The organism is Hylemonella gracilis ATCC 19624 (genome assembly GCF_000211835.1).
In the GTDB taxonomy this organism is placed as follows: domain Bacteria; phylum Pseudomonadota; class Gammaproteobacteria; order Burkholderiales; family Burkholderiaceae_C; genus Hylemonella; species Hylemonella gracilis.
On sequence record NZ_AEGR01000049.1, the window covers coordinates 1 to 11,202 of the forward strand.

Below are 11,202 nucleotides of genomic sequence, written 5' to 3' on the forward strand. Positions count from 1 at the left end.
GCCTCAGACCGCCCTCTCGGATAACCTCCGACGAGGGCGTTTCTGTTTTTGCCCCTCGAGTAGCATCAATGCCACTTCAACCTCTCAGACGCCGTCTCATGACGGCGCTTTTGTTTTGGGGTTGGTGAAAATCGCGAATGCTCGTAAAGTAAACCCATCATGGCCTCTACGCTTGAGAGCGACATTGCGCAACGCAGGCCCAAGGCTAGGCGGCCTTGGTGGGCCATCATCCGTCGTTTGAGCGCGCGCCATCGTGATCGCATTGCTGAACATCTGCTGGCGTTGGATTCTCAAGACCGTTATCTGCGTTTTGGATATGCGGCCAACGATACACAGATACGAGCCTATGTGGATACGCTGGATTTCCAGCGTGACGTCGTGTTCGGCATCTACAACTGGCGTTTGAGGCTGGTTGCGATGGCGCACCTAGCCCACTCCGTGGATCGGAGCTACGACGCATGCGCCGAGTTTGGCGTTTCCGTTCTACCTTCCGCTCGTGGGCATGGTTATGGCGGCAAGTTGTTTGCCCGTGCCATGCTGCACGCACGCAACTCCGGCGTTCAGCTGATGTTCATCCACGCTCTGAGCGAGAACAAAATCATGTTGAGCATCGCGCGCAAAGCCGGTGCCACCGTCGAATATGACGGTTCGGAGGCCGAAGCTTACCTGCGCCTACCCGCTGCCACGTTCGAGACACAGGTGACGGAGTTGTTGGAAGAGCAATTAGCGCAGGCTGACTACAGACTCAAGATGCAAGCCCGCCAATTTTGGAATCTGCTGGCGGACATGCAGGATGTTCGGCGGGGCGTGCGTGAAGGCCGGCATCGCTCTGGCTCATGAGTCGACGCCGAGCGCCCTGAAGCACCACCGAAGTGCAAGTTGCGGAGGAAAGTGTCCGGCAACAGCTTGTGCAGCCGGCTGATTCTTCGATACATCACGCTTCTCCGCTATCCTATAGGCTTACTAACTCCCGCCTTGTGCGTCGCATCAGTGCCTGACCCTTACCCTGCGCGTTTTTCCGAGAAGGATGACAAGCGCACTCTTTGGAAAAAAATCGCCGAATTCATTCACCCGGGACCAGATTCCACGGCTGAATTGATCGAAACCTTGGCCGACGCTGAGGATAGGCAGCTCATCGGTGCTGAATCTCGCTTCATGCTCGAGGGCGTGCTGCGTATGGCCGATCAAAGCGCCGGCGATGTGATGGTGCCTGCCCCTCGCATGGATCTGGTGGACATCAATGCGCCTTATCCAGAGCTTCTTCACGCCGTGATTGACGCCGCGCATTCGCGCTTTCCGGTGTACGAGGGCGAGCGAGAAAACATCATCGGCATCCTGCTGGCCAAGGATTTGCTCAAGCTGCAGCGCGCTCCCGAATTGAATATCCGGGCACTGTTGCGGCCTGCGGTCTTTGTACCTGAGAGCAAGGGCTTGAACGATCTACTGCGTGAATTCCGTGGCACGCGAAATCACCTGGCCATCGTGATCGATGAGTTCGGCCGCGTGGCTGGTCTCATCACGATCGAGGACGTGCTGGAACAGATCGTGGGTGAAATCGAGGACGAGTTCGACATCTCTGAAGACGAAGGTGATATTTTCGGTCTGGCGGATCAGACCTATCGCGTCAGCGGCAGCGCCTCGATACAACGCGTCAACGAAGCGTTTGATGCGAACATCATCGCCAGCGATCCCGATGAAAGCTTCGACACGATTGGTGGTTTGATCGCGCACGAAATGGGACACGTCCCTCGCCGCGGTGAGCAGCACGTCATTGCCGGACTGAAGTTCACCGTGTTGCACACCAAGGGCGGTGCGGTCAGGTGGTTCAAGGTCAACCCTTTGCCCCCGTCCGCCGATAGCAAGCCCAATGCCTGATGGCCGCGCCATGCGCGTGAGTACGGTGTTGAGCGCCAGCCTGGCACTGATTGCCGGGGGACTGCAGGCGATGGCCATCGCCTCGCCTTGGGACGGTCAGCCACAAGCCTGGCTGCAAGTGCTGTCCATGACGCTGCTGGCCTGGCTGCTTCTGCGCCAGCGGTCGTCTGGCGCACTCTTGGGGTGGCTGTTCGCCACGGCCTGGCTGGCTGGCAGTTTCTGGTGGATGTTCATCGCCATGTACCGGTATGCCGGTTTGCCAGCACCCCTGGCGATTTTGGCGGTGCTGGCGTTGTCGGGCGCTTTGGCGCTGTATGTCGCCGCCGCCTGTGCCCTCTACAGTCACCTGTCCAAGAGGTTGGGGCCGCCCCGCCCCTACGCCAATGCCTTGCTGTTCGCCGGTCTCTGGCTGCTTGCTGAACTGGCACGGGGGCGCTGGCTCACTGGGTTTGGTTGGGGCGGCGCGGGCTATGCCCATGTCGAAGGGCCACTGGCGGCCTATGCGCCTTGGATTGGCGTCTACGGCATCACTGCAGTGACCGCTTGGCTCGCGATGATGCTGGCCTACACCCTGCAACACATCGCTGAGGTCGTGCGGGCGCGTGAGTGGGCGCGGGGCGCAGGCGCATGGCGTGCCCCTGCAAAAGCAGCTCTAGCCATGGTCTTGGTGTTGTCCTTGCCGCTCGTGCAACAGCAGTGGTGGCCTCTCAACACCCGTTCGACCGGGATGCTGCGGATCACCCTGCTGCAAGGCAACATCCCCCAGGACGAGAAATTCCAGCCGGGCACTGGTGTCATCCAGTCCCTGCGCTGGTACGGCGAACAGCTGATGCAGGCCCCGCAGAACGCCACCCTGGTCGTCGCGCCGGAGACCGCCCTGCCGCTGCTGCCTCAGGATTTGCCGGAGGGTTATTGGTCACAATTGGCCAATCGTTATGCGAGTGGCGGGACGTCGGCTGCATTGGTCGGGCTCCCCCTTGGCAATGGCCGTGATGGATACACCAATTCCGTGATCGGCTTGGCGCCAGGTCAACAGGCCTACCGCTACGACAAGCAACATCTGGTGCCTTTCGGTGAGTTCATTCCCTTGGGCTTCCGCTGGTTCACGGCCATGATGCAAATACCGCTCGGTGATTTCAACCGCGGTGACTTGAATCAGCCTTCCTTCAACTGGCAAGGCCAGCGCCTCGCCCTGAACATTTGCTACGAGGATTTGTTCGGTGAAGAGCTGGGCGCGCGATTCGAAGACGCTCAAACCGCGCCGACCGTGTTCGTCAACGTGAGCAACATCGCCTGGTTCGGTGACACCGTGGCGGTGGACCAGCATCTGCACATCTCGCGCATGCGCGCCCTGGAGTTCGCGCGGCCCATGGTGCGCGCCACCAACACGGGCGCGACTGCCTGGATCGACCACCAAGGCCAGGTGCGCGCGATGCTCCAGCCTCATACCCGCGGCGTGCTCACGGTCGAGGTAGAAGGCCGGGCCGGCCTCACGCCCTACGCCCGGTGGGTGGCAGCCTTTGGGCTGGGGCCGCTCTGGCTCCTGAGCCTCCTGCTCCTGACCTGGGCGGTCTGGCGTGGCCGTTCGAGGCGCACGCCCACGGCGGGCGTGGAACCGTAAAATCACGGGCTTGGCCGTTTGGTCACCCTTAGATGCCTTGCGGGCCCGATGGCCTTAGAGGCCACAGCCTGTTCACCCATGTTGACCTTCCAGCAAATCATTCTCACCTTGCAGTCCTATTGGGACCAACAAGGCTGCGCGCTTCTGCAGCCCTATGACATGGAAGTCGGCGCGGGCACCTCGCACACCGCCACCTTCCTGCGCGCCATCGGCCCCGAACCCTGGAAAGCCGCTTATGTGCAGCCCAGCCGCCGGCCCAAGGACGGCCGCTACGGCGAAAACCCCAACCGCCTGCAGCACTACTACCAATACCAGGTCGTGCTCAAGCCCGCGCCCAGCAACATCCTGGAGCTGTACTTGGGGTCGCTTGAGGCCCTGGGCTTTGACCTGAAAAAGAACGACATCCGCTTCGTCGAGGACGACTGGGAGAACCCCACGCTCGGCGCCTGGGGCCTGGGCTGGGAGGTCTGGCTCAACGGCATGGAGGTGACGCAGTTCACCTACTTCCAGCAGGTCGGCGGCATCGACTGCAAGCCCATCACCGGCGAGATCACCTACGGCTTGGAGCGCCTGGCCATGTACCTCCAGGGTGTGGACAACGTCTACAACCTGGTGTGGACCGAGGGCCTGTCCTACGGCGACGTCTACAAGCAGAACGAAGTCGAGCAATCCACCTACAACTTCGAGCACAGCGACGCCGATTTCCTGTTCACCGCCTTCACGGCGCACGAGAAGCAGGCCAAGCATTTGATGGAGGCGCAGCTGGCCCTGCCCGCGTATGAGCAGGTGCTCAAGTGCGCGCACAGCTTCAACCTGCTGGACGCGCGCGGCGCCATCTCCGTGACGGAACGTGCCGCCTACATCGGCCGCATCCGCAACCTCGCGCGCAGCGTTGCGCAGAGCTACTACGACAGCCGCGAGCGCCTGGGCTTCCCCATGGCGCCGCGAGAGTGGGTGGCACAAATCGAGAAGAAGGCTGCGTAATGATCCACGAGATCGCGCAACTGCAGATTCGACCGGGTCAGACCGCGGCTTTCGAAGCGGCATTTGCACAGGCTCAGTCCATCATCGCCTCGATGCGTGGCTATCTCGGGCACGAGCTGCAACGTTGCGTGGAACACGACCATCAGTACGTGCTCCTGGTGCGCTGGGACACGCTGGAGGATCACACCGTAGGGTTCCGCCAGTCCGAGCCATATCAGCAGTGGCGCGCACTGCTGCATCACTTTTACGATCCCTTTCCCACAGTCCTGCACTACGCAGCCTGCGAGTTACCCAAGTCATGACCGCACAGAACCTTCTCGTCGAACTGTTTGTCGAAGAGCTGCCGCCCAAGGCGCTCAAGAAGCTGGGGGAGGCCTTCGCCTCCGTGTTGGCGGAACAGCTCAGGGCCCAGGGCCTGGCCTCGGCGGATTCCGTGGTCACGCCCTATGCCTCCCCGCGTCGCTTGGCGGCGCATGTGACGGCGGTGGTTGGCAAGGCTGCGGACAAGGCCGTGCAGCAAAAGCTCATGCCCGTGAGCGTGGGCCTGGACGCGGCAGGGCAGGCCACGCCCGCATTGCTCAAGAAGCTCCAGGCCCTGGGTGCGGACGTGTCCGATACGGCCAAGGCTGTGGCCGGGCTCAAGCGCGCGCCCGATGGCAAGGCCGAGGCCCTGTTCTATGACAGCGTGGTTCCCGGCGCCACGCTGGACGCAGGTTTGCAAAAGGCGCTGGACGAAGCGATCGCCAAGCTGCCCATCCCCAAGGTCATGAGCTACCAGCTCGAAACCGATTGCGAACTGCCCGGCTGGAGCAGCGTGAATTTCGTGCGTCCGGCGCATGGCCTGGTGGCCTTGCACGGCAGCTCCGTGGTGCCGGTTCAAGCGCTGGGTTTGAAGGCGGGCAATAGCACGCGCGGCCACCGCTTCGAGGCCAAGAAGGACGTGGTCGTGCTCAAGGACGCCGACGGTTACGCGGCCGCCTTGCGTGATGACGGCGCCGTCATCGCTTCCTTCGCTGAGCGCCGCGCCGAGATCGTGCGCCAACTCGCGGCGGCCGCGAGCAAGGTCGGTGGTGGTGCCCGTCCGATTGAAGACGAGGCCTTGCTGGACGAAGTCACCGCCCTGGTCGAGCGGCCCAATGTGCTGGTCTGTGAGTTCGAAAAAGAGTTCCTGGCCGTGCCGCAGGAGTGCCTCATCCTCACGATGAAGGCCAACCAGAAGTACTTCCCGCTGCTCGACGCCTCTGGCAGGCTGACGAACAAGTTCCTCGTGGTCAGCAACATCAGCCCGGCCGACGCCAGCGCCGTGATCGGCGGCAATGAGCGCGTGGTGCGCCCGCGCCTGGCCGACGCCAAATTCTTCTTCGACCAGGACCGCAAGAAGACTTTGGAATCGCGCGTCGAGGGCCTGGGCAAGGTGGTCTACCACAACAAGCTGGGCACGCAGGGTGAACGCGTGGAGCGCGTGCGTGCTATCGCCAAGGCCATCGCGCAGCAACTGGGTGACGCCAAGCTGGTGGCGGCTGCGGACACCGCCGCACGCCTGGCCAAAACCGATTTGCTGACCGACATGGTGGGCGAGTTCCCGGAATTGCAGGGCATCATGGGCGGCTACTACGCGCGCCACGATGGCCTGGGCGAGGAGATCGCGCACGCCATTGAAGACCACTACAAGCCGCGCTTCGCGGGGGACGAACTGCCGCGCAACACCGTGGGTCTGGTGGTGGCCTTGGCCGACAAGCTGGAGACGCTGGTCGGCATGTTCGGCATCGGCAACCTGCCCACGGGTGACAAGGATCCGTTCGCGCTGCGCCGTCATGCGCTGGGCGTGATTCGCATGCTGGGCGAGAAGAATCTTGCACTCGATCTTGACAAATTGATTTCGTCAGCCAGGCAAGTCATTGATCAATTCTTGCTGCTTAAAGTTGTGCAGGCAGGTCTGCCCGCTTTGGATAAAAGCTCAAATCCGCAGAACAATGAGCGCCCAGACGTTGCTGCTGCTTTGTCCGATTTCATCTACGACCGCCTGGCCGGCAGCCTGCGCGAGCAAGGCTACAGCGCACAGGAAGTCGACGCAGTGCTGGCTTTGCGTCCGCAACGCCTGGGCGAGGTCCCCAAACGTCTGACGGCCGTGCGCGCCTTCGCCGCCTTGCCCGAAGCCGCCGCACTGGCCGCTGCCAACAAACGCATCGGCAACATCCTCAAGAAGGCCGAAGGCGTCGTCGAGGCCAAGGTTGACGCGGCCTTGCTGAAGGAATCGGCTGAGAAGGCCTTGCACGGCGCGCTGCACAGCGTGCAACCGCTGGCCGACAGCCTGTATGCGAATGGCGAATACGCCGCGTCGCTGCGTGAGCTGGCCGTGCTGAAGGCTCCAGTGGATGCCTTCTTCGACGGTGTGATGGTCAACGCGGAGGATCCGGCGCTGCGCGCCAACCGCCTGGGCTTGCTCAAGAGCTTGCACGAGGCCATGAACCGCGTGGCGGACCTGTCCCGCTTGGCGGCCTGAAGCAGCGCGACACCGCGACCACTCGCCCAACCAACACACCCTCAGGCCATGCCCAACAACGCGCTCAAGCTCGTCATCCTGGACCGTGATGGCACGATCAACCAGGATCGCGACGACTACGTGAAGTCGGAGGCGGAATGGCAGCCCCTGCCCGGCGCGCTGGAGGCCATCGCGCGGCTCAACCACGCGGGCTGGCATGTGGTGGTCGCCACCAACCAGTCCGGCCTGGGGCGTGGTCTCTTCGATGTGGCTGCGCTCAATGCCATGCACACCAAGATGCACAAGCTGCTGGCGACGGCGGGTGGGCGGGTGGAAGCCGTCTTCTACTGCCCCCATGGGCCCGAGCAGGCTTGCCGCTGCCGCAAGCCCGCGCCCGGCCTGTTCGAGCAGATTGGTGAGCGTTATGGCCTGTCCCTGCAAGGCGTGCCCACGGTCGGCGACACCGCGCGTGACCTGATCGCTGGCGCCGCGGTGGGCTGCGAGCCGCACCTGGTGCTCACGGGCAAAGGCGAGGCCTGGCGTGAACCGCTGGCCGCGGGCCAGAGCCTGCCCGCGAACTTCCCCGCCGGTACGCGGGTGCATGACAATCTGGCCGCCTTCGCCGCCTGGCTGATCGCGCGTGACCACGAACTGCAAAGCCCATCGCACGGCGACTGACACCTACCGAGGACTTCGAGATGATCTTTCTGCGTTCCCTGTTGCACGCGCTCTGGATGCTGGTCACCGTGGTGCCTTGGGCCATCATGATGCTCACCGCCTCGCTCTTCCTGCGCGCCAATCCCATGTACTGGCTGGCCGTGGGCTGGCTGAAGTTGGCGATTGGGGGCGCGCGCGTGTTGCTGGGCATCAAGGTCCGCGTCACCGGCATGGAGAACCTGCCCCAAGGCGAGACCGGCCAGGCCATCTTGCTGGTCAAGCACCAGTCCACGCTGGAGACCTTCTTGATCCCCACGCTGATGCCGCATCCGTTGGCCTTCGTGTTCAAGAAGGAACTGATCTACGTGCCCTTCTTCGGCTGGGCGATGGCGCGGCTGGACATGATCCACATTGACCGTTCCCAGCGCAGCGAGGCCTTCAACAAAGTGGTGGCCCAGGGCAAGCGCCTCCTGGCGCGCGGCGTCTGGATCATCATGTTCCCCGAAGGCACCCGCATCCCGCGTGGCGAGAAAGGGGTCTACAAGACCGGTGGCACGCGCCTGGCCATCGAGACGGGCGCGCCCGTGGTGCCCATCGCGGTCAGTTCGGCCAAGGTCTGGCCACGAAAGGCTTTCCTCAAGCGACCCGGCGTGGTGGACGTGGTGATCGGCCAGCCCATTCCCAGCCAGGGCCGTGAGCCCGCGGAGTTCATGCGCGAAGTGGAAGATTGGATCGAAGGCCAGATGCGTCGGCTGGATCCCGAGGCTTACCCAGCCAAGACCGGAGCTTGAGGCGACCGAGGTCGGCTCCCGCCCATGCGCGGTCTTTTGCAACTCGCCCTGGATTTTCTCGACGGGTCCCACGCGGAGCCCCTGCCCGCACCGTCCCTCAAGGAGCGCGCGCCTCCCAGTGCCACGCCAGGGGCTGGCGCGGCTCCGACGGCGCAGAGGCCCAGGGGGGACGTGGCGCTTCCTGATTTCACCTCGTCAGATCTCCTGGGATCGGCGTTCACCCATCCTCGCGCCAACCAGCAGACCCGTCTGAGTGACGTCGCCGTGGCCTACGAATTCAAGCGCGGCCGGCGCCGCACCATCGGCATGTCCGTGGGCGAGGCGGGCTTGACCGTCAGCGCGCCGCGCTGGACACCGCTCCATGAAGTGGAGGCTGTGCTGCAGGAAAAAGCCGCTTGGATCGTGCGCAAGCTCCATGAGATGCGGGCGCGGCAGGTGCAAACGCAGGCCGCCCGGGTGGCCTGGTGCGCCGGCACAGTGTTGCCGTGGCTGGGGCAGCCCTTGACCTTGATCATGGCCAACTCCCCGGCGGCAGCGGCGCCCTCTCAGTCTGCCGCGCAAGTCGCCCCGCCATCAGGGCGCCGCCGAGCCCGCCGCATGGCCCCGCCAGTGCTGGACACGGAGGGCCTGACGCCCTCGGGGGAGATCGGCTGCACCCTGCACCTGGATCTGCCTGCCGATGCACCCGCCGTCGAAATCCGCGACGCCGTGCAGGCCTGGTTCCTCCAGGAAGCCCGGGTCCTGTTCGCCCAGCGCCTCGACCACTACGCTCCCCTGCTGCAGGTGCAGTGGCGCAAACTCGCCCTGAGCAATGCCCGAACGCGCTGGGGCAGCGCCAGCAGCGATGGCCGCATCCACCTGAACTGGCGCCTGATGCACATGCCGCTGTCCGTGATCGATTACGTCGTGGCGCATGAATTGAGCCATTTGCGTGTCATGGACCACAGCCCGCGTTTCTGGGACACGGTGCGCTCCGTGATGCCCGATTACGAGGCCCGACGTGCCGAATTGCGCAACATCGCGCTCCCTGTCTGGAGTTGATGAAGAAATAGGTTCTCTAAAACCCAAATCAGCGACAAAATCGCGTTCGCGATCCGAAAAGTTACAATTTTTACTGTTGTATACAAGGAGTCGACGCGATGAATGCAGATCAGGGTTTACGGGCGCGCTGGCTCAACACGAGTTTGTCCACGCGGCTCTCCGCCAGCATTTTTGTCATCATCAGCGCGGTGGTGTTGGTGTTCGTGATGGCGATCAGCTACACCCTGATGCGCTCGATCGAGCGTCAGGCGTTGCAGCACCTCAACACCCAGACACGGCTGATCGTTGACCTGATCGACGCGTCGGACAAGGACTTGCGCCTGCGAGCGGCCGCCTTGGCCAAGGTGTTTCAGAACCGATTGGCGGGTCAATTCACCTTGGATACCGCCACGATCACCGAGGTCGCTGGAAAGCCCGCGCCCACCCTGCGTCTGGACGGCAAGGTGCTGAACATGAACTTCGAGGTGGCCGACGGTTTCACCGCCAGCACCGGCGCCGTGGCCACGGTCTTCGCCAAGACGGGGGATGACTTCATCCGCGTCACCACCTCGCTCAAGAACGCCGAGGGCGCGCGCGCCATTGGCACCCTGCTGGACCGCAACCACCCTGGCTACAAGGCCACGCTGGAGGGCCAGACCTATGCCGGCCCCGCCACGCTGTTCGGCAAACCGTACATCACGCAGTACGACCCGATACGCAATGCCCAGGGCCAGATCATCGGTCTGAGCTTCATCGGCCTGGACTACAGCACCTTTCTGGAACAACTCAGGGCCACCATCCGTAGCCTCAAGATCGGCGAAACGGGGTACTTCTTCGTGCTGGACTCGCGCCCGGGCGCGAATTACGGCAAGTTGGTGATCCATCCTTCGGCCGAGGGCCGGGCCGCCTTGGAAAGCAAAGACGCCGATGGGCGCGAGTTCATCCGTGAAATGCTGGAGCGTAAGAACGGCACCATTTACTACCCGTGGATCAACGAGGCCCAGGGCGAGACGAGCGCGCGCGACAAGCTCGCGGCCTTTGCCCACTTCCAAGGCTGGGAATGGGTGGTGGTGGGCGGAACGTACGTGGAAGAAGTCACCGCCGATGTGCGCGATCAGCGTCTGCTCTACGGCGTCATGGGCGTCGTGATGGTGCTGCTGGTGTCGGGCGTTTTGTATTTGCTGCTGCGCCGCACCGTCATCAGGCCCTTGATCCAGGCACGCAGCCTGGCCGAGTCGCTGGCGCGAGGTGACTTGAGTGTGCGTGTTCACAGCCCGCGCCGGGACGAACTGGGTCAGCTGATGGACGCCATGAACCGCATCGGCAGCGGCTTGACCGAGGTGGTCCACACCGTGCGCGAGGGCAGTGAATCCGTTTCCACCGCCAGCGCGGAAATCGCCGAGGGCAATCAGGACTTGAGCGCGCGCACCGAGAACCAAGCCAGCGCACTCGCGCAGACCGCTTCGTCGATGGAGGAACTCGGCAGCACGGTCAAGCAAAACGCGGCCAATGCCCAGCAGGCCAACCAGCTTGCGCAAAGCGCCTCGACCGTGGCCGTGCAGGGTGGCGAGGTCGTCGCCCAGGTGGTGGACACCATGAAGGGCATCAGCGACAGCAGCAGCCGCATCGCCGACATCATCAATGTTATCGACGGCATCGCTTTTCAGACCAACATCCTGGCCTTGAACGCGGCGGTCGAAGCCGCGCGCGCGGGTGAGCAAGGCCGTGGCTTCGCCGTGGTGGCGGGCGAGGTGCGCGCGTTGGCGCAGCGC

The 11,202-nt window shown here is 63.4% G+C and carries 10 protein-coding genes; all 10 read left to right on the forward strand.

Annotation, left to right across the window (positions count from 1 at the left end; translation table 11 throughout):
• Nucleotides 1-159 precede the first annotated feature (159 nt).
• Entirely contained in the window at nt 160-840 is a 681-nt protein-coding gene (locus HGR_RS06370; RefSeq protein ID WP_081463459.1) for a GNAT family N-acetyltransferase, read from the forward strand.
• A gap of 150 nt (nt 841-990) precedes the next feature.
• Nucleotides 991-1,875 (forward strand): HlyC/CorC family transporter, encoded by an 885-nt coding sequence (locus HGR_RS06375; protein ID WP_006297334.1) that lies wholly within the window; start codon nt 991-993, stop codon nt 1,873-1,875.
• 10 nt (nt 1,876-1,885) lie between these two features.
• Nucleotides 1,886-3,496, forward strand: a complete 1,611-nt coding sequence (gene lnt / locus HGR_RS06380; protein WP_039852683.1) for an apolipoprotein N-acyltransferase — start codon at nt 1,886-1,888, stop codon at nt 3,494-3,496.
• A 78-nt stretch (nt 3,497-3,574) separates the two neighbouring features.
• Nucleotides 3,575-4,480 carry a glycine--tRNA ligase subunit alpha gene (glyQ, locus tag HGR_RS06385; RefSeq protein WP_006297336.1) on the forward strand — a complete coding sequence of 302 codons (906 nt, stop codon included), beginning with the start codon at nt 3,575-3,577 and terminating at the stop codon, nt 4,478-4,480.
• Nucleotides 4,480-4,782: an antibiotic biosynthesis monooxygenase family protein gene (locus HGR_RS06390; protein WP_006297337.1), complete on the forward strand. Its 303-nt coding sequence runs from the start codon at nt 4,480-4,482 to the stop codon at nt 4,780-4,782. The genes glyQ and HGR_RS06390 overlap by 1 nt, the downstream gene beginning before the upstream one ends.
• Nucleotides 4,779-6,983, forward strand: a complete 2,205-nt coding sequence (gene glyS, locus HGR_RS06395) for a glycine--tRNA ligase subunit beta (protein ID WP_006297338.1) — start codon at nt 4,779-4,781, stop codon at nt 6,981-6,983. The genes HGR_RS06390 and glyS overlap by 4 nt, the downstream gene beginning before the upstream one ends.
• 48 nt (nt 6,984-7,031) lie before the next feature.
• Nucleotides 7,032-7,640, forward strand: coding sequence for a D-glycero-beta-D-manno-heptose 1,7-bisphosphate 7-phosphatase (gmhB, locus tag HGR_RS06400; protein ID WP_006297339.1), 609 nt, complete (start codon nt 7,032-7,034; stop codon nt 7,638-7,640).
• A gap of 20 nt (nt 7,641-7,660) precedes the next feature.
• Nucleotides 7,661-8,410: a lysophospholipid acyltransferase family protein gene (locus HGR_RS06405; RefSeq protein WP_006297340.1), complete on the forward strand. Its 750-nt coding sequence runs from the start codon at nt 7,661-7,663 to the stop codon at nt 8,408-8,410.
• A gap of 24 nt (nt 8,411-8,434) precedes the next feature.
• Nucleotides 8,435-9,451, forward strand: a complete 1,017-nt coding sequence (locus HGR_RS06410) for a M48 family metallopeptidase (protein WP_039852682.1) — start codon at nt 8,435-8,437, stop codon at nt 9,449-9,451.
• A 98-nt stretch (nt 9,452-9,549) separates the two neighbouring features.
• The coding region (locus tag HGR_RS17965) for a methyl-accepting chemotaxis protein (RefSeq protein ID WP_006297342.1) at nt 9,550-11,202 on the forward strand (1,653 nt) is incomplete at its 3' end.

Coding starts and splice junctions, on each gene's coding strand:
- HGR_RS06410 (WP_039852682.1), top strand. CDS start 8,435: ATGCGCGGTCTTTTGCAACTCGCCCTGGATTTTCTCGACGGGTCCCAC.
- gmhB (WP_006297339.1), top strand. CDS start 7,032: ATGCCCAACAACGCGCTCAAGCTCGTCATCCTGGACCGTGATGGCACG.
- HGR_RS06370 (WP_081463459.1), top strand. CDS start 160: ATGGCCTCTACGCTTGAGAGCGACATTGCGCAACGCAGGCCCAAGGCT.
- glyQ (WP_006297336.1), top strand. CDS start 3,575: ATGTTGACCTTCCAGCAAATCATTCTCACCTTGCAGTCCTATTGGGAC.
- HGR_RS06390 (WP_006297337.1), top strand. CDS start 4,480: ATGATCCACGAGATCGCGCAACTGCAGATTCGACCGGGTCAGACCGCG.
- glyS (WP_006297338.1), top strand. CDS start 4,779: ATGACCGCACAGAACCTTCTCGTCGAACTGTTTGTCGAAGAGCTGCCG.
- lnt (WP_039852683.1), top strand. CDS start 1,886: ATGCGCGTGAGTACGGTGTTGAGCGCCAGCCTGGCACTGATTGCCGGG.
- HGR_RS06405 (WP_006297340.1), top strand. CDS start 7,661: ATGATCTTTCTGCGTTCCCTGTTGCACGCGCTCTGGATGCTGGTCACC.